This is a genomic window from Pseudomonas sp. ACM7 (genome assembly GCF_004136015.1).
Classification (GTDB): domain Bacteria; phylum Pseudomonadota; class Gammaproteobacteria; order Pseudomonadales; family Pseudomonadaceae; genus Aquipseudomonas; species Aquipseudomonas frigoris.
This window is the reverse complement of the sequence record NZ_CP024866.1, coordinates 623,621-648,962: the sequence shown is the minus strand read 5'-3', so window position 1 is coordinate 648,962 and position 25,342 is coordinate 623,621. Positions and strand designations below refer to the sequence as shown.

At 59.8% G+C, this 25,342-nt stretch carries 18 protein-coding genes and 3 pseudogenes; 17 read left to right on the top strand and 4 right to left on the bottom strand.

What is annotated here, in order from left to right; all coding sequences use genetic code 11:
• Positions 1-45: 45 nt before the first annotated feature.
• From CUN63_RS03245 to CUN63_RS03190, 13 genes are all read left to right on the top strand, one after another.
• Positions 46-528: a sigma-70 family RNA polymerase sigma factor gene (locus tag CUN63_RS03245; protein ID WP_129437148.1), complete on the top strand. Its 483-nt coding sequence runs from the start codon at positions 46-48 to the stop codon at positions 526-528.
• 146 nt (positions 529-674) lie between these two features.
• On the top strand, positions 675-2,012 hold the full coding sequence (locus CUN63_RS03240; RefSeq protein WP_129437146.1) for a lysine N(6)-hydroxylase/L-ornithine N(5)-oxygenase family protein: 1,338 nt from the start codon (positions 675-677) through the stop codon (positions 2,010-2,012).
• Between the two features lie 502 nt (positions 2,013-2,514).
• Entirely contained in the window at positions 2,515-5,217 is a 2,703-nt protein-coding gene (mgtA, locus tag CUN63_RS03235; RefSeq protein WP_129437144.1) for a magnesium-translocating P-type ATPase, read from the top strand.
• 171 nt (positions 5,218-5,388) lie between these two features.
• Positions 5,389-6,105: an MgtC/SapB family protein gene (locus CUN63_RS03230; protein WP_129437142.1), complete on the top strand. Its 717-nt coding sequence runs from the start codon at positions 5,389-5,391 to the stop codon at positions 6,103-6,105.
• 130 nt (positions 6,106-6,235) lie between these two features.
• The gene (locus CUN63_RS03225) at positions 6,236-6,649 is read left to right on the top strand and encodes a response regulator (RefSeq protein WP_129437140.1); all 414 of its coding nucleotides are present in this window, start codon (positions 6,236-6,238) and stop codon (positions 6,647-6,649) included.
• A 110-nt stretch (positions 6,650-6,759) separates the two neighbouring features.
• A complete protein-coding gene (locus tag CUN63_RS03220; RefSeq protein WP_129437138.1) occupies positions 6,760-7,386 on the top strand; it encodes a response regulator transcription factor in 627 nt (208 codons plus the stop codon).
• A gap of 12 nt (positions 7,387-7,398) precedes the next feature.
• Positions 7,399-10,617, top strand: a complete 3,219-nt coding sequence (locus CUN63_RS03215; protein WP_129437136.1) for a transporter substrate-binding domain-containing protein — start codon at positions 7,399-7,401, stop codon at positions 10,615-10,617.
• Positions 10,618-11,009: 392 nt separating this feature from the next.
• Positions 11,010-11,984: a 2,3-diaminopropionate biosynthesis protein SbnA gene (sbnA, locus tag CUN63_RS32635; RefSeq protein WP_371928210.1), complete on the top strand. Its 975-nt coding sequence runs from the start codon at positions 11,010-11,012 to the stop codon at positions 11,982-11,984.
• 6 nt (positions 11,985-11,990) lie between these two features.
• Complete coding sequence (gene sbnB / locus CUN63_RS32630) at positions 11,991-13,022, top strand: 2,3-diaminopropionate biosynthesis protein SbnB (RefSeq protein ID WP_371928209.1); 1,032 nt, start codon at positions 11,991-11,993, stop codon at positions 13,020-13,022.
• Entirely contained in the window at positions 13,016-14,797 is a 1,782-nt protein-coding gene (locus CUN63_RS03205; protein ID WP_129437134.1) for an FAD/NAD(P)-binding protein, read from the top strand. Before sbnB ends, CUN63_RS03205 begins: the two co-directional genes overlap by 7 nt.
• Positions 14,794-15,408 carry a glutathione S-transferase family protein gene (locus CUN63_RS03200; RefSeq protein WP_129437132.1) on the top strand — a complete coding sequence of 205 codons (615 nt, stop codon included), beginning with the start codon at positions 14,794-14,796 and terminating at the stop codon, positions 15,406-15,408. The genes CUN63_RS03205 and CUN63_RS03200 overlap by 4 nt, the downstream gene beginning before the upstream one ends.
• Before the next feature lie 17 nt (positions 15,409-15,425).
• Entirely contained in the window at positions 15,426-16,850 is a 1,425-nt protein-coding gene (locus CUN63_RS03195) for an L-lactate permease (protein WP_129437130.1), read from the top strand.
• A 27-nt stretch (positions 16,851-16,877) separates the two neighbouring features.
• Entirely contained in the window at positions 16,878-18,356 is a 1,479-nt protein-coding gene (locus CUN63_RS03190) for a PLP-dependent aminotransferase family protein (RefSeq protein ID WP_129437128.1), read from the top strand.
• 339 nt (positions 18,357-18,695) lie between these two features.
• Here CUN63_RS03190 and CUN63_RS03180 read toward each other — a convergent pair.
• Both CUN63_RS03180 and CUN63_RS03175 read right to left on the bottom strand, forming a co-directional pair.
• Positions 18,696-19,112: pseudogene (locus CUN63_RS03180) on the bottom strand (PaaI family thioesterase); the annotation flags it as partial.
• A 177-nt stretch (positions 19,113-19,289) separates the two neighbouring features.
• The gene (locus CUN63_RS03175) at positions 19,290-20,198 is read right to left on the bottom strand and encodes a LysR substrate-binding domain-containing protein (RefSeq protein ID WP_129437126.1); all 909 of its coding nucleotides are present in this window, start codon (positions 20,196-20,198) and stop codon (positions 19,290-19,292) included.
• 104 nt (positions 20,199-20,302) lie between these two features.
• Between CUN63_RS03175 and CUN63_RS03170 the strand changes: the two genes are divergently transcribed.
• The 4 genes from CUN63_RS03170 (at position 20,303) to CUN63_RS03155 (ending at position 24,096) form a co-directional block, all read left to right on the top strand.
• On the top strand, positions 20,303-21,169 hold the full coding sequence (locus tag CUN63_RS03170) for a pirin family protein (RefSeq protein WP_129437125.1): 867 nt from the start codon (positions 20,303-20,305) through the stop codon (positions 21,167-21,169).
• Positions 21,170-21,297: 128 nt separating this feature from the next.
• On the top strand, positions 21,298-21,924 hold the full coding sequence (ycaC, locus tag CUN63_RS03165; RefSeq protein WP_033061120.1) for an isochorismate family cysteine hydrolase YcaC: 627 nt from the start codon (positions 21,298-21,300) through the stop codon (positions 21,922-21,924).
• A 141-nt stretch (positions 21,925-22,065) separates the two neighbouring features.
• On the top strand, positions 22,066-23,508 hold the full coding sequence (locus tag CUN63_RS03160; RefSeq protein WP_129437123.1) for a mechanosensitive ion channel domain-containing protein: 1,443 nt from the start codon (positions 22,066-22,068) through the stop codon (positions 23,506-23,508).
• Positions 23,509-23,655: 147 nt separating this feature from the next.
• Complete coding sequence (locus CUN63_RS03155; RefSeq protein ID WP_129437121.1) at positions 23,656-24,096, top strand: carboxymuconolactone decarboxylase family protein; 441 nt, start codon at positions 23,656-23,658, stop codon at positions 24,094-24,096.
• A gap of 10 nt (positions 24,097-24,106) precedes the next feature.
• Here the strand turns inward: CUN63_RS03155 and CUN63_RS03150 are convergent.
• Together CUN63_RS03150 and CUN63_RS03145 are read right to left on the bottom strand one after the other, a co-directional pair.
• Positions 24,107-24,472 (bottom strand): annotated as a pseudogene (locus CUN63_RS03150) (EmrB/QacA family drug resistance transporter); the annotation flags it as partial.
• Positions 24,472-25,155 (bottom strand): annotated as a pseudogene (locus tag CUN63_RS03145) (HlyD family secretion protein); the annotation flags it as partial. The pseudogenes CUN63_RS03150 and CUN63_RS03145, both read right to left, overlap by 1 nt.
• Between the last annotated feature and the right edge of the window lie 187 nt (positions 25,156-25,342).

Here is a 25,342-nt window from a genome sequence, read left to right as displayed (position 1 = left end):
CGGTCTGGCTCAAGGATAGAAACCGCACCCCTGTGGCCGGGAGTCATGTTGGAAAACTACTATCGCGAGCTGGTGTGTTTTTTGAACGCCAAGCTGGGCAACCGTCAGGTGGCCGAAGATGTGGTGCATGACGCTTATCTGCGGGTATTGGAGCGCTCCAGCGACACGCCGATCAAGCAACCTCGGGCGTTTCTGTACCGCACCGCGCTCAACCTGGTGATCGACGACCATCGGCGCAATGCCCTGCGTCAGGTCGAATCCCTGGAAGTGCTCGACAACGAAGAGCGCTACTTCACCCCATCCCCTCATCACAGCCTCGATCACGGTCAACGCCTGGAGATGCTCCAGCGTGCATTGGCGGAATTGCCACGGTTGTGCCGCGAGAGTTTCCTGCTGCGCAAGATCGAAGGTCTGTCGCACCCGGAGATCGCCGAACACCTCGGTATTTCTCGCGCGTTGGTGGAGAAGCACATCGTCAATGCAATGAAGCATTGCCGGGTGCGGATGCTGCAATGGGATGCCCATTGATCCGACCCGATCAATCAAGCTGCATTAAATTTTTTTTCATTGTCCTCGTTCCCTTCAACAGACGATCTGCTGTCCTGCCCAAGGCCGGTCAGGTCACTTAGGCTTACTCCCCGCTGCTTCGGGGGTTCATCCAGAGGACACTGGAAATGACACAGGCAATTGCATCGCCCATCGTTCACGACCTGATCGGCGTCGGTTTCGGCCCTTCGAACCTGGCGCTGGCCATCGCTCTGCAAGAACGCGGGCCGAGTCAGGGCGAGCTGGATGTTCTGTTTCTCGACAAGCAGGCCGATTACCGCTGGCACGGCAACACCCTGGTGACCCAGAGTGAGTTGCAGATTTCCTTCCTCAAGGACCTGGTGACCCTGCGCAACCCGACCAGCCCTTACTCCTTCGTCAACTACCTCAAGCACCACGGCCGTCTGGTGGACTTCATCAACCTGGGTACCTTTTATCCGTGCCGCATGGAGTACAACGATTACCTGCGCTGGGTCGCCGGGCAATTCGAAGCGCAGAGCCGCTATGGCGAAGAAGTGCTGACCATCGAGCCGGTGCTGCACAACCAGCAGGTCGAAGCGCTGCGGGTGATCTCGCGCGATACCCACGGTCAGCAGCACGTTCGCACCGCCCGCTCGGTGGTGGTCAGTGCCGGCGGTACACCGCGCATTCCCGAAGCGTTCAAGGCGCTCAAGGGTGATAGCCGGGTGTTCCACCACTCCCAGTACCTGGCGCAGATGGCCAAGCAACCGTGCGTGAACAACCAGCCGATGAGCATCGCGATCATCGGTGGCGGGCAGAGCGGGGCGGAAGCGTTCATCGACCTCAACGACAGCTTCCCGTCGGTACAGGTGGACATGATCCTGCGTGGCTCGGCCCTGAAACCGGCGGACGACAGCCCGTTCGTCAACGAAGTGTTCTCGCCGGAGTTCACTGATCTGGTGTTCCAGCAGGCGAGCAGCGAGCGTGAGCGTCTGGTCAACGAGTACCACAACACCAACTATTCGGTGGTGGACATCGACCTGATCGAACGCATCTACGGCATCTTCTATCGCCAGAAAGTCTCGGGCATTGCGCGCCACGCGTTCCGTACCCTGACCACCATCGAAAAAGCCACCGCCACCGAGCGCGGCATCGAGTTGGCTGTGCGCAACAACGCCACCGGTGAAGTCACCGTCCGTCATTACGACGCCGTGGTGCTGGCCACCGGTTACGAGCGCCAGATGCACCGCAAACTGCTGGCGCCGCTGGAACAATACCTGGGTGACTTCGAGGTTGACCGTAATTACAAACTGATCACTGACGAGCGCTGCAAGGCCGGCATCTATATGCAGGGCTTCTGCCAGGCCAGCCATGGTTTGAGCGACACGCTGCTGTCGATCCTGCCGATCCGTGCCGATGAAATTGCCGGTTCGTTGTATGACCATGGCAAGGCACGGGGGCATGGCCGTTCGGTGATGGATTTGTTGCTAGCCACCGCCAGCTAAGATATGTAGCGCCTGTTTAGTCGCCTTCGCGAGCAAGCCCGCTCCCACATTTTGACCTGTGTTCGCAGATCGAGTGTGGGAGCGGGCTTGCTCGCGAAGAGGCCCTGAAGAACAGCACAAATTCAGAATCCTGAACCCTTCCTGAAGAACCCCGCGATTCCCCCTCCACACGCCTTTGCTTCGTTTACTCTCCAGAAATCGGGGCGTAAGCTTCGCGCGTTTTCAATCAATAGCGGAGACCCACAGTGGGTACTTGTTCGAGTGACAGTAGTCGGCCGGTTTCGATAACCGGCACCTTCCCGGCAAGATAACGCACAGTCTTTTGTGCCGTTGTCTCGCCGAAAAGCGAGCAGCGGCATCCCGATCGCGACCAGTCCTGGTCCGTGTCCCGACGTCCCTCTCATCGACGCTGAACCGTGCGTGATGTTCGACTTTGTGTCGTCATCGCGGCGTATCGACACGCCTGCTCGACGGTTTCCCGGCTGACCCTGGGGGAACTGCCATGAACCTGACCCTGCTCAAAGAATTCTTCGCCGGATTCCTGCGCACCCGCCACATCGCCCGACACTTCCGTCGCCTGGCGCTGCTGGAAAACTTCACCGACACCACGGTCAGCCGCGAGGTACCGCCCACCCTGGCGCAAACCCTCGTGAGCGCCGCCAACAGCGACACCGGCCAACTGCTGAACAACCTCGGTAGCCACACCGATGGCTTGAGCGAACTCGAAGCCGATGCACTGCGCGTGCAATTCGGCCTCAACGAAGTCGAGCACGAACAGCCTCTGCCGTGGTGGACCCACTTGTGGCACTGCTACAAAAACCCGTTCAACCTGTTGCTGACCTTGCTCGCGGTCATCTCCTTGCTGACCGAAGACATGAAAGCCGCCATCGTGATTTTCTCCATGGTGGTGCTCTCGACATTGCTGCGCTTCTGGCAGGAAACCAAATCCAACCAGGCCGCCGACGCGCTCAAGGCGATGGTGAGCAACACCGCCACGGTGTTGCGTCGGGATGCGCAACGTACCGAACTGCCGATCAAGCAACTGGTGCCAGGCGACCTGATCGTGCTGTCCGCCGGTGACATGATCCCCGCCGATTGCCGGGTGCTCAACGCCAAGGACTTGTTCGTCAGCCAGGCCGCCATGACCGGCGAATCGATGCCGGTGGAAAAATTCCCGCGCCAGCAGAACGGCGATACCCACAATCCGCTCGACCTCGACAACATCCTGTTCATGGGCACCAACGTGGTGTCCGGCACGGCGATGGCGGTGGTTCTGACCACGGGCAACAACACCTATTTCGGCGCCCTGGCCCAGCGGGTTGGCGCTACCGATCGCGCACCCACTTCATTCCAGACGGGCGTCAACAAAGTCAGCTGGCTGCTCATCCGGTTCATGTTCGTCATGGCGCCGTTGGTACTGTTCATCAACGGCTTCACCAAGGGCGACTGGACCCAGGCGCTGCTGTTCGCGCTATCGATTGCCGTGGGCCTGACCCCGGAAATGCTGCCGATGATTGTCACCTCGACGCTGGCCAAGGGCGCGGTGTTCCTGTCGCGTAAAAAAGTCATCGTCAAACGCCTCGACGCGATCCAGAACTTCGGCGCCATGGACGTGCTGTGCACCGACAAGACCGGCACCCTGACTCAGGACAAGATCTTCCTGGCACGCAATGTCGATGTCTGGGGCAACGACTCCGATGACGTGCTGGAAATGGCCTACCTCAACAGCTACTACCAGACCGGCCTGAAAAACCTGCTGGACGTGGCGGTGCTCGAACACGTGGAAATCCACCGTGAACTGAAAGTCGGCACAGCGTTTCGCAAGGTCGACGAGATCCCGTTCGACTTCACTCGCCGGCGGATGTCGGTGGTGGTCGCCGAGCGCGATCATTCGCACCTGCTGATCTGCAAAGGCGCGGTGGAGGAAGTGCTGGCGGTGTGCACGCGGGTGCGTCATGGCGAGGTCGATGAAGCACTGAGCGATGAATTGCTGGCGCGGATTCGTCAGGTGACCGCATCGTTCAACGCCGAAGGACTTCGTGTCGTAGCCGTCGCCGCACGGCCAATGATTGAGGGCCGCGACACCTACAGCCTGGCGGATGAGCAGGAACTGACATTGATCGGTTACGTGGCGTTTCTCGATCCACCGAAGGAAAGCACCGCGCCGGCCCTCAAAGCCTTGGCCGCTCACGGCGTGGCCGTAAAAGTGCTGACCGGTGACAACGAACTGGTGACCGCGAAGATTTGCCGCGAAGTCGGCCTGGAGCAACAAGGGCTGCTGATGGGCAACGACATCGAGCGCATGAGCGACGCCGAACTGGCGATAGCGGTGGAGACGACCAACGTCTTCGCCAAACTCACGCCGTCGCACAAGGAGCGCATCGTGCGTTTGCTCAAGGGCAACGGCCATGTGGTTGGTTTCATGGGCGATGGCATCAACGACGCGCCGGCGCTACGCACCGCCGATATCGGTATTTCGGTGGACAGCGCCGTCGACATCGCCAAGGAAGCGGCGGACATCATCCTGCTGGAGAAAAGCCTGATGGTGCTGGAGGAGGGCGTGCTGGAAGGGCGCCGGACCTTCGCCAACATGCTCAAGTACATCAAAATGACCGCCAGCTCGAACTTCGGCAACGTGTTCTCGGTGCTGGTGGCCAGTGCGTTCATCCCGTTCCTGCCGATGCTGCCGATGCACCTGCTGGTGCAGAACCTGCTCTATGACATTTCGCAGATCGCCATCCCGTTCGACAACGTCGATGAAGAAATGCTGAGCAAACCGCAGCGCTGGCAGCCAGCGGATGTTGGCCGGTTCATGCTGTTTTTCGGACCGATCAGCTCGATCTTCGATATCACCACGTTTGCCTTGATGTGGTACGTCTTCGACGCCAATACCCCGGACCATCAAACCCTGTTCCAGTCCGGCTGGTTCGTGGTCGGGCTGCTGACCCAGACGCTGATCGTGCACATGATCCGCACACCGAAAATCCCGTTCCTGCAAAGCCGCGCGGCGATGCCGTTGATGGTGATGACCGGAATCATCATGGCCGTCGGTATCTTCCTGCCGATGGGACCGCTGGCGCACTACTTCAAATTGCAGGCGCTGCCGTCGCTGTACTTCGTGTTCCTGCCGGTGATTCTGCTGGCGTACATGGGCCTGACGCAGGCGGTGAAAGGGTTCTATATCCGCCGGTTTGGCTGGCAATAAAGCCGAACAGTTCCTTTGTGGCGAGGGAGCTTTCCTGTGGGAGCGAGCTTGCTCGCGATAGCGGCCTGACAGTCACATAGACAGTGAATGTGCCGCCGTCATCGCGAGCAAGCTCGCTCCCACAGGAAAGCACCTGGCCACAGGAATCGGGTATTTCTCAAGGATTTTCTTATGCAAGCCATCAACAACATCAACCTGACCTCCTTGGTCGACACCCTGGTCAGCCTCAGCGCGGCCTTCATCCTCGGCGGCCTGATCGGTTTCGAGCGCCAGTACCGCCAACGTACCGCCGGCCTGCGCACCAATGTGCTGGTGGCGGTGGGGGCGGCGATCTTTGTCGACATGGCTAACCGCCTCGGTGGTGCCGAAGGTGCCGTGCGAGTGGTGGCCTACGTGGTCTCCGGGATCGGCTTTCTCGGTGCGGGGGTGATCATGCGCGAGGAAGGCAATGTCCGCGGGCTCAATACCGCTGCCACCCTATGGGCTTCGGCGGCGGTGGGGGCCTGCGCCGGTGCCGACCTGCTGCTCGAAGCGCTGCTGGGCACGTTGTTCGTACTGGCGGCCAATACCTTGCTGCGGCCGATCGTCAACAACATCAACCGCCAGCCGCTGGATGTGATTTCGGCGGAAGTCACCAACATCGTGTACGTGATCGCCCGGCGCTCGCAACAACAGGCGGTACTGGCCTTGTTAGAGGCAGAGCTTGAGCGCAGCAACTACCCGGCGAGCGATATGGATGTGCACGCGTTCGGCACGGATGAGATCGAAATCGAAGCAACGCTGGCGACAACGTCGGTCGATGGCGATGAACTGGATGCACTGGTGGGGCGGATTTCAACGTCGACGTTGGTGGTGCAAGCGTTCTGGAGTCCGAGTACGACGGAATAGCCGTTCTTTCGATTTTCTTTCCGCCACCGGAGGAAGCGTCCTGGTTTTTAGGAAAAGTCCTACAGAAAGCTCGACGGGTCTTCCGTAGCCTTGCGCCCTCACGAATCTGACACTCTCCTGGGGGGCCACGTTGTCGAACAAAGCCTTACGTATCCTGATCGCTGACGAGTTGCATTTTCACCGCATGAAGATCGAGCGACTGTTCAATCAACTCGACTACTACCGGATAGCACCGGTGCACAGCCTTGAAGAGCTGTTAACCCTGGTCGAATACGGTTGCGAGCCATTTGATCTGGTGGTCGTCAATGCCTCGCTGGCAGACAGAACGTTGAATCTGCTCGATTTTTTCCGCGATAACCATCAAGTTCATCACGCATTGATCTACGACGGTCAGCAGGCGCAACTGCCGCCCATTCCTGCCTGTGTTCAACAAACCGTCAAGGTGAGCCACGCGACGCTGCCTGATCTGGCATCCATTGAGCGGCTGATGGCGATCATCGACCCTCGTCTACCGTTCGTCGGTACTGTCATTTCTGTCAGGTAGTTGCGCCCGGTTTTCCATGCAAAAGTCTTTGCGCAGCCGGTGCGTTCAACCGGGCCGGGCTCATGGGCATTGATTGCTCAATCGTCGTTGTTGTTGCACAGGGAGTTGCCATGAAGTCAGTGCTGATTGTGGACGATCATCCAGTGGTTCGCGCCGCAGTCAAAATCGTACTGGTGCAGGAGGGTTTCAAGCAGATTTACGAAGCGGCGAGTGGTAATGAGGTCTTGCCGAAGATCCGCGAGCACAAGCCTGATCTGGTGGTACTGGATCTGGTGATGCCCTCGCTCGACGGGCTGGATGTACTGGCACGGATCAAGACCAGTGGGGTGCCCTGCCGAGTGCTGGTCTTCACGTCCCAGGAACCCATGTTTTATCAGGATCGTTGCATGCACGCCGGCGCCGCAGGCTATGTCGCCAAGTCCAATGACTTGCAGCACTTGCACAGAGCCGTGCACGCCGTGATGGCCGGTTACACCTATTTCGCCCAGCTACCCTCGGCGTCGGTGTCGCTGAACTCGATACAAATGAGTGAAAAACAGATGATCGATAAACTCTCCGACCGGGAACTGACGATCTTTCAGCATCTGGCCCGGGGCATCGGTAACAAGGCGATCGCTGAAATCATGCACTTGAGTCACAAGACCGTCAGCACCTACAAGACCCGTTTGGTTGGAAAGCTCAATGTGGAATCGGCGGTGTACCTGAGGGATTTTGCCAAGCGTAATCATCTGATCTGAGTGAGCCCGATCATGCGCGATTGTTTGTGGGCTCTGTTGCTGTTCTGTGGACTGGGAGCACCGGTGACGGCGGCCGATGAGCCAAAGCTTTTGCATGTGCTGGGACGTTCCGCGGTGGAGGGTTATCAGGTCCAGCTGGATGAAAAAGACTGGCAGTGGTTGCGTGGCAAACGAGTCTTGCGCCTCGGGGTGTCGGGGCCGGACTACCCGCCGTTCGAGATCACGCGTAACGTTGATGAGCTGGAAGGTATCACCGCAGACTATGCCGCACTGTTGGGGCAACTGCTGCACGTAAAAATCGACGTGCTTCGTTATCGCACGCGCGAGGCGGCCATGGATGCGCTCAAAGGCGATGAACTGGACCTGCTCGGTACGTCCAACAACTTCGAGGCGGCTGACCCCGAGCTGACCCGATCCAGCGCCTATGCCGAAGATCAGCCGATGCTGGTTACCCGCGTGGACGACTGGATGCCCGTCGACCTCGCTGGCAAACGCATCGCCATGGTCGATGACTATCTGCAGGCGCAGACTGTCGAAGCCTTCTATCCCGATGCGAGCTTGCAACGCTACCCCTCGGCACTCGACGCGATCGGGGCGGTGGCGTTCGGGCAGGATGATGTGTACCTCGGGGACTTCATCAGCGCCAATTACCTCATCAATAACAACTACCTCAGTAACGTACGCCTGGTGGGGCCTTCCGGCCTGGACGCCAATCCGTTCGGCTTTGCCTTGAGCCGGGGCAACCCACGTCTGAAGAGCATTGTCGATAAGGCGCTGGCGGCGATTCCCATGGATCAGCGCACGGCCATCGAGCAGCGCTGGAGTGCCGGCAGAGCCAACATGGCGGGTCAAGAGCGAGTTCGTTTGAGCGCCAGTGAACAACGTTGGCTGGATCAACATCCGACGGTGGAAGTAGGTGCCGTCGAGAGCTTTGCGCCGCTGACTTTTTACGATGCACAGGGACAACTCAGCGGGTTGACCGCGCAATTGCTGACGCTGATCAGCCAGCGCAGCGGCTTGACCTTCAAGGTGCAGCGGGGTAACTCCCTCGATCAGCAGATCCAGCAACTCAAGGACGGCAAGATCGACGTGTTGCCGGTGGTCACGCCCGGTATCGAACGCGAAGTCGATCTGCGTTTCACTCGGGCCTACTTGAACAATCCGTTTGTACTGGTCAGTGCGACCACCCCGGGAAGCCCCAGGACCCTGGATGATATGGCCGGTAAACGCCTGGCGATTTATCGCGGTCATCCGTTGCTCGGGTTCATCCGCGCTCGGGCGCCCAATGTACGTCTGGTCGAAGTGCAGAGTCCGGCGCAGGGTATGGAATGGGTGATCAAGGGCCAGGCCGACGGGGTAGTCAGCTCATTGATCGTGGCTAGGTATCTGATCACCCGGCAATACCGCGAGCGTCTGCGGATCAGCAGCACCGTGGGTGATGAGCCGGCGCGTATCGCTCTGGCCACCAGCCATGGTGCGCTGGAGTTGCACTCGATTCTGAACAAGGCACTGCTGAGCATTTCGCCCCGGGAGATGGATGAGCTGTTAGCCCGCTGGAGCAATGATGTGGTGGTCGATGACAGCTACTGGCTGCGTCATCGCCTAGGCATTCTCCAGGCGTTTGCCGCTGCGGGCGCCTTGCTGTTGCTCGCACTGGCCTGGATTGCCTGGCAGCGTCGGCAGATCACTCAACGCCAACAACTGCTCGGGCAATTGCAGGATGCCAAGAACGCCGCCGACGATGCCAACCGCGCCAAGACCACCTTTCTGGCGACCATGAGTCATGAAATCCGCACACCGATGAATGCCCTGATCGGCATGCTCGAACTGGCGCTGAAGCGAGCGGAAGAGGGCTTCACTGATCGCTCCGCCATCGAAGTGGCATCCAATGCCGCGCAGCAATTGCTGGCGTTGATCGGCGACATTCTGGACATCGCCCGCATCGAGTCCGGACATTTGTCGCTGACCCCTGAGCGGGCCAATCTACGCACGCTGGTGGAGTCGGTGTGCCGGGTTTTCGAAGGCCTGGCACGGCAGAAGAACTTGCAGTGGCGGGTCGAATTGGCCGAACACAGCGATCGTGACGTGTTAGTCGACCCCACGCGCTTCAAGCAGGTGTTGTCCAATCTGCTGAGCAACGCGATCAAGTTCACCCGTGAAGGTGAGGTGAGTCTGACACTGCGAGTAGAGCCCGGTGTGTCGGGGCATCTGGCAGTCAGTGTGCGTATTGAGGACAGCGGCATCGGTGTCAGTGTGGTCGATCAGCAACGACTGTTCAGCCCGTTCGTGCAGGCCGGTAACAGCCAGCAGTCAGGCCACAATGGCTCCGGTCTGGGACTGGTGATCAGCCGCACTCTGAGCGAAATGATGGGCGGCCGATTGCAGTTCGACAGCGTCCTCGGACTGGGTACGCAGGTCGACATCAGCTTTGATCTGATTGCGTTGAAACCGTTGACCGCCAGCGAGTGGGCCGATACCGGATTGCAGGTGGCCACTCGGCTGCTGACGATTCTGGTGGTCGACGATTACCCGGCCAATCGATTGTTGCTCTCACGGCAGCTGAGCTACCTGGGGCATCAGGTGCTGGAGGTTGAGGATGGCGAGCGTGGTCTTGCGAAGTGGCGCGAGCATGAGCTCGATTTGGTCATCACCGATTGCAACATGCCGGTGGTCAATGGTTATGAATTGGCGGGTGCGATACGCGATGAAGAGCGCGCTAATGGCTTGCCACCCACGCTGATTCTTGGGTTTAGCGCCAATGCGCAGCCGGAGGAAAAGATCCGTTGCCTTGAAGCGGGCATGGACGACTGTCTGTTCAAACCGATCCGGCTGGCAGATTTGAGTGCCTGGCTGGCGTCCCGATTTGTGAATGAGCCGCCAGCGCCGGTTGAAGAGCAAGCAACGTTCGAGATCGACTTGACCGGCCTGGAGCTCTACGTCGGTGAAGACCGGACGCTGATCAATCAGTTGTTGCGCGAACTGACCGAGACCAATCGCTACGATCGCGATGATCTGCTTGCAGCGCACGTCAGTGGCAATCGTCACCGGCTGCAAGACCTGGCGCACCGCATCAAAGGCGGTGCGCGGATGGTTCGTGCAAAACGTTTGATCGAGTGCTGCGAACATCTGGAACGTGCCTGCGCCGAAGGGCGCGCGACGTTGATCGACGAGGCCGTCGATCAATTGCAACACGCCATGGCACGCCTGGATCAGAGCCTCAAGAGAGACTGACGTTTAATCCCACTGGGGCGCGATGCCTTTGGGAATGGACACGAGTATCCCCGGCTGCACCGGGGGATACACCCCAACCTCAGCTGTACTGGAAAAAACCCGAAATCTGTATCTCTCCCCGCGTAGGAAAATTCGCCAGTATTTCTACAAGCCTTGGCGAGCCAATGAATGGCTCTACTTTGCGCCCCGCAACACGCTCGACGCTTACAGTCGGCAGAGCGTAATACCTGATTTTTTGAATAGATCGGCGTCCACCGCAAGGTCACTTCCTGTCCAGCTAAAAAATCTGAAAGCAAACCCAACAGGCGAACTGCTTTTACTGCTTTTCAGACATTCCAGGATGAATGCTGGCGCCCCCGTGCGCCCGGCATAAGAGACGAAACGGACGACGTATGATCAAGCAACTTATCAATGAAGATAGTTATGTGCAGATTGGGGATCTTTGCAGCGCAACGATCCAACTGAAAATCGAAGGACTGAATCCTGCCGGATCAATAAAACTCAAAACCGCCCACGCCCTCGTTACGGATCTGGAAAACCAGGGCCGGATTACCCATAAAACTCGGCTGGTCGAATCTTCGTCGGGGAATCTGGGGGTCGCGCTGGCCATGGTCTGCGCCGCCAAGGGTTACAAGTTTGTCTGTGTGATCGACCCCAATATTTCTGCGCCGAACAGAAAGCTCATGCAGGCACTGGGTGCCGAGATGATCATGGTTGATCAGCGTGACGAGAACGGCGGCTACCTTAATTCGCGCATTCGTTTGATCGAGCAAATGGTCGCGCAAAACCCGGACTACATCTGGCTCAATCAATACAAGAATCCGACCAACCCCTTCGCCCACTATCAAGCGACGTCCAGGTCCATTGCCCATAAGTTTCCACACGTGGATTACTTGTTTGTCGGCGCTGGTACGACCGGCACGCTGATGGGCTGCAAGAACTACTTCGCCGAACATCATCCGCACACCAAAGTCATCGCCGTCGATACCGTCGGCTCGGTCACGTTTGGTCTACCGGGGGGTACGCGCCATATTCCGGGGCTCGGCACCAGCCGCCTGCCGGAGATATTCGAGCCGTCCGGTATTCACGACTTCCTGTCGATTCCCGAGGAACAGACGATCAAGGTCTGCCGCTGGCTGGCGCAACGCTACGGTCTGCTCTTCGGCGGCTCCACCGGCACTGTCCTCGCGGGTATCCAGCAATGGGCGCCGAACATTCGTTCCGACGATGTCGTTGTGGCGATCTCCCCGGACATGGGTGAGCGCTACCTCGAAACCATCTATTCCGACGACTGGGTTTCCCAGCGCATCGGCGCAGCAGCGCTGCATCCACTTTTCCCAGAAATCGCTCTGGCACTTTCGGCGTAATTCCCAATGACCACTCAGACTTCGATTCAACCGTTCCACGTCGTTCCCGGCGCAGTCGTCAAGGACATACTCAACGGACTTCGTCAGGAAGCCATCGAGATCGTCGCGCAGACTTACCTGACCCATGAACGCGGCGAAACCGTTAACCCCGACAGTTACTTCCTGCGTTTTCCGGCGGAACCGGCGAACCGGATCATTGCCTTGCCGGCGGCGATCGTCGACAGCGAGGGCGATCAATCGGTCTCCGGGATCAAGTGGATTGCCAGTTATCCCGATAACATCAAGTCGGGCATTCCGCGCGCGTCGGCGGTGCTGATCCTCAACGAACCGGACACTGGCTATCCCTATGCCCTTCTGGAAGGCGCGCTGATCAGCGCGGTGCGCACGGCGGCGTCGGCGGTGCTCGGCGCCTGGTGGCTCAATGGCCAAAGCCGCAGCGCGCCAAGGCTGTCGATCATTGGTGGCGGGGTGATTTCCCGTAACATCCTTGAGACGTTCATCGCCGACGATTGGTCTTTCGACAGTGTCGGCATTCATGACCTAAACCTCGAATCCGCTCAAGCGCTGGCCACATTCGGCGAACAACTCGGCCTGCCGGATGTGCGGCTGTTGTCGCTTGCAGACGCACTGACCGCCGACATCGTGGTGTTCGCCACCAGTGCCGGCGAGCCTTATGTCAAAGGCAGAGGGACATTCCGCCCGGGGCAGATCGTGCTGAACATCTCGCTGCGTGATATCGGCGCAGAAATCATCGAGGAAAGTTACAACTATTTCGACGACGTCACCCATTGCCTGAAAGCCAATACCTCGCCGCACTTGGCCGAGCAGAAGTATGGTCATCGCAAGTTCGTCACCGGCACCGTGGCGCAGCTGATTCGCGGCGATCTGCAAGTCGCCACGGACAAACCGCTGATCTATTCGCCGTTCGGCATGGGCATTCTCGATCTGGCGATTGGCCGGATGATCCACGACATCGCGGTCAAGGACGGTTCGGCTGTCGCCATTCCATCCTTCTTCGGGGAGGAGCGCAGATGGTGAAGGCGCCTCTGCACATCGGCCTGGTCGGCTGCGGATCGCGCGGGCTGTCGATTTTCGAACGCCTGTTGAGCCTTGCTGAAGAGCGCCCGGAGCAACCCGTCGTCATCGACATTTTCGATCCCAATGTGCTCGGTAGCGGCGCGCATTGGCCGGACCAACCGGACTACCTGCTGCTCAACACCGTTGCCGGCCAGCTCGGGGTATTCCCGGATGCGGCAGCATTCGGGAACCTTGCGGATGCGCGGGAACGATCGGGGCCGGATTTCCTGACGTGGTGCCGCGCGCAGCGGCTCAAGGTCGATCCGGACAGCGGCTTGCTCGCCGCCGATGGGCGCGATGTCGAGCCGCAGGACTTCCTGCCGCGTCATTTGCTTGGTGCTTACCTGGCTGACGCCTTTGCGCAATTCTTCGCCACGGCCCCTCAGTGGGTGAGCGTGAATCTGCATCAACAAGCCGTCACGGCTGTCGAGCGCAATGACGGTCAACAGTACGTTCTGCAAAGCGCCTCCGGGGCTGCGGTGACGGTGGACCGGCTGATCCTGACGGTCGGCCACACCGGTCGCCTGCAAACTGCTGATCACAAACGCGTTGAGAACATCTATCCGCTGCCTCGCAGCCTCGATGCCATTGAGCCCGGCGAAACCGTGCTGATCGAAGGTCTGGGACTGGGCGCGATGGACACCTTGGCGGCGCTCACCTCTGGACGGGGCGGACACTACAAGCGGATGGCCGACGCCAGTCACGCCTATGAACCGTCAGGTCGCGAGCCGGTGATCTTTATTCAGTCGCGGGACGGGCTGCCGTTTCGAACCCGTCCCAATGGCCTGATAGAAAATCCCCGCCACCAAGCCGTGCTGCTGACGAGTGCGCGCATCGAAGCCTTGCGCGCGAATGCACAAAACCGACAACTGGATTTCGAGCAGGACATCCTGCCGCTCATGCTGCTGGAGACGCGGGCTGCAGCCGTCGCCGTCCTGCACGGACAATCAGGGCCGGAGCAGGTGCTGGCACAACTCAGGGCCGTCAGTGTTGCGGGCAGTCCGGGGATTGTCGCTTGCGAAGCGTTGCTGCGCGATTACGAAGCTACCTGCGGCTCGATCAATCCGCAGGCGCTGATCTGGCACGCACTGCCGGACGACGTGACGCCTTACAACTATCACGCCTGGATCTACGACACGATCGAAGCTGACCTGTACGAATCGCGGCTTGGGCGTGGGGAATCGGCGATCAAAGCGGCCATCGAGGTCTGGCGCGATCTGCGTGACCGACTGCGCGAAGCCGTGGATTTCGACGGGCTGACCGACGCCTCGCATCGCCAGTTCTACGGCCGTTGGCACAAGGCGATCAACCGCCTCGTCGCCGGCCCGCAGAAAGAGCGCCACGCCGACCTGCTCGCCCTGTGTGACGCGGGCCTGCTGACGTTCCTCAAGCCCGGCTCACGACCTGCGATAGACAACTTCCGGCGTGTTGCCGGCTATGTCCAGGGCAGTGGCGTGACCAACAGCGACAGCGCGCCGGTGCGCGATCTCGCGCGACTGGGCCTGATCCGTCCGAGGAGTAACGAGCCGGGTATCGACGGCATCGATGTCGATGCGGCGTGTCATCCCAAGTCGATTTCGGGCGAACCGGTACGCAACATCTGGGTACTCGGCCCGCTCGCCGAAGGCTCTTGCTACTACAACCACTACGTCACCTCGGCGGGTGCGCCCTCGCGTTTGTTCATGGACGCCCATCGCGCGGCCACTGCAATCCTCCAGGCAGGTACTCCAGCATGAAACTTTTCTACCAGACGCATTCGCCCTACGCCCGCAAAGTACTGGTGCTGGCTCACGAACTCGGGATTGCTTCGAACCTGGAAGTCATCCACCACGAGACCAGCCCGACGTCGCCGAATGAGGTCATCTACAAGGCCAACCCGTTGGGCAAAGTACCGGTACTGATGCTGCCCGACGACACGGCGCTGTTCGACTCCATCGTGATTTGTGAATACCTCGACGACCTGAGCGACGGGCCGAAACTCATCCCGGCAAGCGGCCCCGAGCGCTATAAGGCGCTGCGCCTTCAGGCCTTGGCGCAGGGCATGTGCGATGTCGGCATCAAGCTGCGCTGGGAAGTCGAGCGTCGCCCGGAGGCCTTGCGCTATCCGGCCTACGCCGACGGTCAAGCCTTCAAACTCAAAGAGGCTTACCGCTTCATCGAAGAACACGTCGACCTCAATGGCCCGATCACCATCGGCCACATTGCCCTGGCGACTGCGCTCGACTGGATTGCCTTTCGCCAACTATCGGACTTTTCCGCTCAAGCACGCCTGACCGAGTGGTATCAGACTTTTTGTGAGCGCGCGTCCATGCGGGCGACCGAGTACAGCGGGCAGACTCACGATTAAGTTAAGGAAAACTGTGTATGAGCTCTCTCTTGTTGCAAATGTCGCCGATCGCTCTGGTGATCGCATTGATCCTGATCGTCCGCCGGCCACCGGTACAAGCCGCGCTGGCGGGTGTGGTGCTGGTGCTCGTGCTGTGGGCATTGGGCGCGGCCGGGCCTGTGTCCACGACAATCACCGCGGCGATCTTTCAGGACACCACGATCCTGTTTCTCAGCACCGCGTGCGTGATCGTACCGGGGCTGGCCTTCGTCATCCTGGTCGAGCGCGGTGGTGCGCCGCAGGCCATCGGCGCCTGGGTCAAGGAGCTCGGCTGGACGCCACCGGCACAAGTCATCTTCATCGTGCTGGGCCTGGCGCCGCTGCTGGAAGCGATGACCGGTTTCGGTGTCTCGCTGATCGCTACCGTGCCCTTGCTCATGGGCCTGTTCACGCGTCAGTCGGGGATGAAAATTGCCTTGGCCGGCATGGTCATCATGCCATGGGGCACCTTGGGTCTGGCCACGGTGATCGGCGCGTTGCTAGCGCACTTGCCGGCGGAAACCCTTGGCAGCCATTCGGCGCTGATCAGTGCGCCGGTGTTCCTCTGCCTGGCCGCCATCGCCATGTGGCAGGGCGGCATCCGCACCGTCTCGCCGTGGCTCGGGCTGATTGTGGTGACGGCGCTGTTCGTCGCCGTGCTGTTTTCCATCAACCTGTGGATCGGCCCGGAAGTCTCCGGTGTGCTGGCCGGTCTTGCCGTGGCCTGCGTAGGTCTGGGCATCTCGTACGCGCAACGCAAGAAACTGGTGCGTTGGCCGAGCGCGGCATGGCCTTATCTGGCCTTGCTGGGGGTGATCGTGGCGTCGCGCGGGTTGTTTGTCATGTCGGGCTGGGATGCGCTGTGGATCGTCAAGGGCGAGCACGTTTCGTGGAAGCCATTGGCATCCCCGGGCCTGGCGCTGCTGATTGTTACCCTGCTGATGGCGATCAAACAAAGCGCCGCAGCGGGTTTCCCATGGCGCGCGCTGTTCAATCGGGCGAAGTTTCCGGTCACGACGATTTTCCTGTTCCTGCTGCTTTCTCAGGTGATGGTCAACGCCGGTTTCCTCGTCGAGGCACAGCGCACACTGCAATCGTTGTCGGGGATTTCCCTGGCGCCGACGATCGCCTTGCTGGCGGGTATCGCCGGTTACGTCACCGGTTCCAACGTCGGCGGCAACACCCTCGTCATGCCGTCCATCGCCGCGCTGACCAGCGAACACGGGGCGTGGCTGGCCGCGATGGTCAACAGTGCCGCCGGGCATGGTGCACTGGGGTCGCTGTCGATTCTGTCGCTGATCACCGGGCTGGCGGGCGCCAATCGGCATGAAGAAAACAACCTGATTCGATTCGCCTTCGGACTGGTCGCCCTCAACATCGTCATAGTTGCTGCAACGGGAGTCGTTTTGCTCTACTTTCTCTGAATTGTTTCGAGAAATAACAGAGAACTTATGGACAGGTTTGATTTACCGGACAAACGCTGGCGGATAGTCAAGGACTGGATTATTCGTCAGATCGAAAGTGGTGATTGGGCAGCCGAAACAAAACTGCCCTCGATCCGCACCCTGGCGCGAATGTTTGAAACCAGCATCACTACCGTTCAGCGCGCCTTGGCTGATCTGGAAGCCGATGCCTATGTGTCGACCGTCCCTCGTGTCGGCTATTTCGTCTCGGCCTCCGGGCAGGCCAAACCCGCCAGCGGGTTTGATTTCTCCAGTGTCACGGTCAACATCAATCATGCGGTGGTCGCGATGCTCTCCCAAGCGGCCTCGAGGACCACCGCGTCGTTGAACTCGGCCGTCCTGCACAGCGACCTCACACCGAATGTGCTCCTCAACAAATGCCTTTCAGTGCTGGCCGGCAAGGCTGACAACTCGCTGACCGGACTGGTCGCGCCGCCGGGCCTGCCGGCGCTGCGACGGCGCATCGCCGGGCTGATGCTGACTCGCGGCGTGGTCTGCGGGCCGGACGATATCCTCGTGACCTCGGGTGACACCATTGCCCTGGAACTGGCCCTCGAAGCCGTCGCGCCAAGAGGCGCTACGGTCGCCATCGAAACGCCGACCTATTACGGCATCTTGCAGACCATCGAACGCTTGGGCATGCGCGCCCTGCCGATCCGCACTCACGGCAAACTGGGCCTGGACGTCGATCACCTCGAAGAAGCGTTGAAACTGAAAAAGGTCGCGGTGATCTTTCTCAACCCAACCCTGCAGAATCCCCGTGGTTTCATCATGCCCGATGAAACGCGCGCACGACTTTCACAGATCGCGCGCGAAGCGGACGTGCCGATTATCGAGGACGACATTTTCTTCGATCTGGTGCCGGAAACAGAGCGCCCGCGCGCCATCAAGAGCTACGACACCAGCGGGCAGACGATTTACTGTTCGTCATTCTCCAAAACCATCGCACCCGGTTATCGCGTCGGTTGGTGCCTGGCCGGCAAGTACCGCAATGCCATTCTTGCGCAAATGTTTTCGCGCAACCTGGCGGTTTCCAGCCTTGCGCAAAATGTTCTCAACGAATTTATCGGGCGCGGCTACATGGAAGAACACTGCGCCAGGCTCAGGTCGCAACTGTCATCGCTGGCGAGCTTTGTCGAAGCGCTGGTGCGCACAGATTTCCCTTCGGGAACCGTGTACGTGCCACCGCGCGGAGGCTTCATCCACTGGATCGAAATGCCCCGGCACACCGACATGCCCGCACTGCAACAGTTGGCCACCGAACGCGGATGCCACGTGGCCGGCAGCGGGATCTTTTTCGCCGATGGCCATGCAACCACAGGCGTGCGCATCTGCCTTGGCACAGCGCTGACCCCTGGCGTGATCGAGATTCTGAAGGTGATTGCCGAGTGTGCGCACCTCGCCGGGCGACCGTCGAATGTGCGACAACCACTGATTGAGCAACAGGAAGAACCGGCGCTCTCCTGAACGCCAAAGCCGCGTGACGTTTTGGCTGACCGTGCTGGGGTGTGGGTTTATCGCAAAGTGCAGGAGCCCGCGCAGAAACCGAAGGCCAAACGCCCTCGACGATAAACGGAGGGCCGACTTCAGAGGGTGTTGACGTAGTCGACTGGCAGCAGAACGGTGGACACGACGGTGATCAGCGGACAGACAATCATGATGTAACAGATGATCGCCGCGGGTTTGCTTTCCTTTGCCACTCACTATGAGGCGCGGGAATGTACCCGCGCCCGGGGGCCATGAGAAAAACCGCTGGCTCGGCAAAGCAATGTTTACCGCAAGTCATGAATCGAAAGATCTTAAGCTTTATCCCCGATTCTCAAGAATCATGCAGGTGGTCGACCCCGTCGCATACAACCGCCCATCCACGTCATAAATCCGCCCCTCAGCCAGCGCCGTCGAGCGCCCCAGATGAACAATTTTGCCCTCGGCCCGCACCGGTCCGCTGGCATGGTTCAGCGCACGAACATAGCTGATTCGCAAATCCAGCGTCGTATAACCCTGACCCTTCTTCAGCTGCGTATGAATCGCACAGCCCATGCACGAATCCAGCAAAGTCGCGGCATAACCGCCATGCACGCTGCCCAACGGGTTGTAATGCCGCGAATCCGGCGTGCCCTGAAAGATGAACATTCCGGCGGACCATTCGATCGGTATGAAGTCCATCAGCGTGCCGATGGGTGGCGAGGGCAGTTCACCGTTGCCGATGCCTTCGAAAAACTCCGCCAGCCCCATGTCTTTACGCGACCTGTAGCAGCTGGCGAAGCCTGCGTTCGGCTGCGTAGCAGTCGTGAAACCAGACAACGCGGCGTGTCAGGGAAACCTAGTGCTCAGGATTCACGACTGCTGCGCAGCCGAACGCAGGCTTCGCCAGCTGCTACAGCGAGTGTGTACGGGCTTCTAAGCAATATCGCTGTGGCTGAATTCCTCGCCCAGAAAGTCGATCAATGCACGCACCGACGGCAGCAGCCCACGGCGTGACGGGAAGATCGCATGCACGATCCCGCATTTGGGTGCCCAGCCTGGAACCAGTTCCACCAATCGGCCCGCCGCAATGTCATCGCGCACCACCACGCTGGGCAGGTGAGCGATGCCAATCCCGGCCACCACGGCGTGACGCAACGCCAACAGGTCATCGGTGACCATTCGTGGAGCATGCCGAATCACCGCGCTGGCGCCGTCCGCCCCAAACAATTCCCACTGATATTCACGCTGCGCCGCGCCCCAATGCAGGCTTGGCAAACCGCTGAGGTCAGCCGGGGAGGCCGGTGAAGACAGGCGCGACACAAAGGCCGGGCTGCCCACCAGGCACTGGGTGCTGTTGCCCAGCACCTTCATCACCATGTCGGTATTTTCCAGCGGCGGAAAGCGCACCCGCAGGGCGATGTCGAACCCCTCGTGGATCAAGTCGACCCGGCGGTTGGTGCTCTCGATGAACAACTCCACCAGGGGGTACTTGAGCATGTAGCGGGTCAGCATTGGCCCGACCCAGGAGTTGAGCAGCGCAGTCGGGCAACTGATGCGCACCAGGCCCTGGGGTTCGGAGCGGTTGCGTTCGATCAGTTCGGCAGCGCTTTCTGCTTCCACGCGCATCGCCAGGCAGCGCTGGTAATAGGCCTGACCGATTTCCGTCAGTGAACAATGCCGGCTGGTGCGGTGCAGCAGGCGTACGCCGAGGCGCTCTTCGAGCTCGGCAATGCGTCGGCTCAGCTTCGACTTGGGCATGTCCAGCGCACGGCCGGCCGGGGCGAAACCGTGGTGCTCCACCACTTGGGTGAAGTAGTAGAGGGTGTTGAGGTCTTCCACCATCGTTCTCCATATAGAACGCTAAGGCTGATTTTTGCAGTCTAGTGCATCAAAGGGTTCAGTTTTAAGCTTTGTCCAACGCGTCACACACCAGATTCGGAGGCGGAATGAAAAACATCATCGGTATCTACACCAGCCCACGGACCCATTGGGTCGGCGACGGTTTTCCGGTTCGCACGCTGTTTTCCTACGACAACCTGGGCAAGCACATCAGCCCGTTTTTGCTGCTCGATCACGCCGGTCCCGCTGAATTCACCCCGACCACCGAGCGTCGTGGCGTTGGTCAGCACCCGCATCGCGGTTTCGAGACGGTGACCATCGTCTACAAAGGCGAGCTGGAACACCGCGACTCCACCGGCAGCGGCGGCAAGATCGGCCCAGGCGACGTGCAATGGATGACCGCAGCCTCGGGGATTCTCCACGAAGAATTCCACTCCGAAGGTTTCGCCAAAACCGGCGGCACCCTGGAAATGGTGCAGCTGTGGGTCAACCTGCCGGCCAAGGACAAAATGGCCGACGCCGGTTACCAGACGATTCTCGATGGCGACATCCCGAGCATCGCGCTCAAGGACCAGGCCGGCAGCCTGCGCTTGATCGCCGGTGAGTTCGACGGCCACACCGGCCCGGCGCGCACGTTTACCCCGATTGACGTCTGGGACCTGCGCCTCAACGGCGGCAAGTTGCTGACCCTGGATCTGCACGAAGGTCGTAACACGGCACTTGTAGTGTTGCGTGGCACGGTTCAGGTCAACGGTGTGGAACTGGTGCGCGAAGGGCAGTTGGCGTTGTTCGAACGCAATGGCCAGCAGCTCAGCCTGGAAGCCAATAACGATGCCGTCGTGTTGCTGCTCAGTGGCGAACCGATCGACGAACCCATCGTCGGCCACGGCCCGTTCGTGATGAACAGCGAGCAGGAAATCCATCAGGCCTTCGCTGACTTCCAGTCAGGCCGGTTCGGTCGGATAAGCGGTTGAACTCATTGTTGTAACGCTGTGGCGTGCCGGGCGTGGGCGACTACCCTTGCTTGGCCGCGTTTTAACGAACTTTCAGGTTTCTCTCACGCCGGCCCGTTCGGCATCGATAAAAAGCGAGGATTACTCCCATGACTACTTCTTACAAACGTCTCGACAAGGATAACGCCGCCGTTCTGTTGGTCGATCACCAGGCGGGTCTGCTTTCTCTGGTGCGCGACATCGAGCCGGACCGTTTCAAGAACAACGTGTTGGCCCTGGCTGACCTGGCCAAGTACTTCAAGCTGCCGACCATTCTCACCACCAGTTTCGAAACCGGCCCCAACGGCCCGCTGGTCCCTGAACTCAAGGCGCTGTTCCCGGACGCGCCGTACATCGCCCGTCCTGGCCAGATCAATGCCTGGGACAACGAAGACTTCGTCAAGGCGATCAAGGCCACCGGCAAGAAACAACTGATCATCGCCGGCGTGGTGACCGAAGTGTGCGTGGCGTTCCCGGCGCTGTCGGCACTGGCTGAAGGCTTCGAGGTGTTCGTGGTGACTGACGCTTCAGGCACCTTCAACGAACTGACCCGTCAATCGGCCTGGGACCGCATGTCGGCCTCCGGCGCACAGTTGATGACTTGGTTCGGCCTGGCCTGTGAGCTGCATCGCGACTGGCGCAACGACGTGGAAGGCTTGGGCACCTTGTTCTCCAACCACATCCCGGACTACCGCAACCTGTTTACCAGCTACAACGCGCTGACTAACAGCAAGTAACCCCGGCGCACATCGCCCCTTGTAGGAGCTGCCGAAGGCTGCGATCTTTTGATCTTCTTGGATCGCCAAAAGATCGCAGGCTTCGCCAGCTCCTACAATCCGTGCGATGTTTGCGTCATTGGTCCTTGCTGGAGTTGCTTGATGCTGTCACTGCTTACCGATCACCCGTTGCTCTGCGCGATGGCTTTGATCCTTATCGATCTTGGGCTGTGGCGCTTGCTCAGTGCCAATGGCAGCCAATGGAAACTGGTCGTGCGGCTGGTGATTTTTTCGTTGTTCAGTGTCCTGCTGTTCAACGAAGGCATGAACCCCATGGAAACGGCGCCCTGGGTCGACAACGTCCCGCTGCACCTGGCGGCCACCGGTTTGCAGATCGGCTGGTGGCTGTTCGGTGCACGCACCCTGACGGTGCTGATCGGCGCGGTGATGATGCAACGGGTCGGGCACACCGGGCGCTTGCTCCAGGATCTGCTCGGCGCGGTGATTTTCCTGATTGCGATCATCGCGGCACTGGCGTACGTACTCGATCTGCCGGTCAAGGGTGTGTTGGCGACGTCCGGTGCGTTGGCAATCATCGTCGGCCTGGCCTTGCAGAGTACCCTCAGCGACGTGTTCTCCGGGATCGTCCTCAACACCACCAAACCCTATCAACTGGATGACTGGATCTCCATCGACGGCACCGAAGGTAGGGTTATCGACATCGACTGGCGCGCCACGCGCCTGCAAACGGCCCAGGGCAGCATGGCGGTGATCCCCAACTCCCTGGCGGCCAAGGCCAAGATCATCAACTTCAGTCGGCCCAGTGACATTTTCGGCGTATCCATCAGCCTGCAACTCAGCCCGCACGCGCGTCCGCAAACGGTGATCGACGCGCTGGAACGGGCGATGCAAGGATGCCGCTATTTGTTGATCAAACCGGCGCCGTGTGTCGCGTTGAAAGGCTCCAGCGCCACCGGCGTGGAATACGAAATCAGTGGTTTCGTGGTCTCCATGGACCAGAAACGCATGGTCCGTAATCTGCTGTTCGACCTGGCATTCCGGCACTTGCAGGCCAGCGGTGTCAGCCTGTTGTCGAACGTCGAACCCAATGCACCTGCCAACCTGTCACGGCCACGGGCATTGCTGGACGCGTCGAACATTTTCTCGACCCTGCGTCAGGAAGAGAAAGAAACCTTCAGCCAGAACATGACCCTGCAAAACTTCCGCGCCGGTGAAATGATCCTGCCGGCGGGGGAGGTCAGCGATCATTTGTTCATCATCGAATCAGGTGTGGTGTCGGTGGAGCTGAGCCGTGGCGGGGTCAAGTTCGAATCCGGGCGCATGGGCCCGGGTGAGGTGATCGGCGAAGGCGGGATTTTGTCCGATACGGCGCTACCGGCGGACTTCAGCGCCAAGACCGCGTGCAGCTTGTACCGGATCGAAAAGGACTACCTCAAACCGTGTCTGGATGCGCGGCATGACATCAGCGAAGCGATGAAGGCGTTGCTGGATTTCCGCTTGAACAAGTCTCAGACGTTGACTCAGGAAGCGCCTAGGGTTGTGCAGAAGAAGGGATTTTTGCAGTGGCTGCGCAATCGAGCGTAGGGGCGCGAACGTCTTGGGTGCGGGTGCAATCGAGTGAGCCGTCGGCAGGCGTCCCATTGGCATCCTCAACTTCCCAATAATTGGCTATTTGCTGCAAGTCACTGCGCGATTAACGTAGCTCCACACCCCTTTAGACTGGAGCCCACCATGAAACCTCGCATCGATTTCTACACTGCTTCCCCTGATGCACTCAAAGCCATGATCGCGCTGGAAACCGCTGTGTCGAAGCTGCCTCTGGAAAAGACGCTGATCGAACTGGTCAAGCTGCGTACCTCGCAAATCAACGGCTGCGCGTTCTGCCTGGATATGCACAGCGCCGATGCCCGCAAGGGCGGTGAGGCCGAGCGTCGCCTATACACTCTTTCGGCCTGGCGTGAAACGCCATTCTTCACCCCGCGTGAACGTGCGGCGCTGGCCTGGACCGAATCCCTCACGCTGCTGAGCCAGACCCACGTTCCGGACGAAGATTACGAACTGGCTACTTCCGAGTTCAGCCCCAAGGAAATGGTCGACTTGACCGTGGCCATTACCACCATTAACGCCTGGAACCGCCTGGCGGTAGGCTTCCGCAAAATGCCTCAGGAGTGACACCCAAGGCTCAATGAGCATCCGAACTCGGCGCGGCCGGTGGTTGCACCTTGCGCATCAAGGGCACCATCGCCGTGGCGATGATGAAGCAGACCATGATCATCAGGAATGCGTCGCCGTAGGTTTGCGTCTGCGCTTCGCGGTAGGTCAGCAGCCACAGCTGATGCAGGCTGGCGGTGACGCCCACGTCACCGCTTTGGCCGAGGGCGGCGAAGTTGTTGCCGACCTGGGACAGCCATTGGTTGAGTGCTTCATTGGTGCTGTTGAGGTTTTCCGCCAACCGGGTGAAGTGCAAGTTGGTGCGGTCATTAAGGATGGTCGCGCACGCGGCGATGCCGATGGCACCCCCAAGGTTTCGCATCAAGTTGAACAGTCCCCCACGTTCAATTGCGCCAGATCACGTTCGGCACGAGCCTGCATCAGCGCGGCGCGGGCTTGCTGTTTCTGGGTTGCGATCACGTTCAGCTGACGTTGCGCGGCGAGCAATTCAGCCTGGGCCCGGGCGCTGAGGGCTTGGGCGGTCTTGAAGGTGGCGTTGGCGCGTTGGGCGCTTTCCACCGAGACGGCATTGCTGCCGACCAGTTTTTTGTAGCGAGCATCGTCATCCCGGGAGCGGGCGGTTTCGGCTCCGGCGGCGTCGATGCCGGCGCGGGCCTGGCCGATCACCGCGTGTTGCAATTGTTCGGTGGCATCGAGGTTGGCGAGCAGCGCTTCTTCGGCGGCCACCGCACCTTCGGCCTTGGCCAGGTTGGCGCGGTAGTCGCGGGAGTCGAGACGAATCAGCACATCGCCGGCCTTGACCTTCTGGTTGTCGGTGACCAGCACTTCTTCGATGTAACCCGCCACCTTCGGCCCGATCACCGTTACATCGCCGCCGATGTAAGCGTCGTCGGTCTCTTCGGTGAAACGGCCGGCGGTCCACCAGTGACTCGCGTACAGCCCGGCGAACACCAGGGCAGCGATGACCGCAGCGAGCAAGATCAACCGTTTGAGCAGGGGAGGCTTGGGTGTGCTCACCGGGACAGCAAGGTCGGGTTCAAGGCTGGGCATGCTGGTCATGGAAATACCTGTGGGAAACGGGTCTTTATTATGCGTGTAATATGACGCAGGTAATATTTTGTGGCAATTCATTTTTGTTTCCGGTCGTCAGGTGCACGGTCGCCAGCCAGGAAGGTGGGATAGCGGTTGAATCGTGCAGGGCGTAAGAAACATCCGGAAAAAAGCGTGTGGTCACGGACTTTTGCTG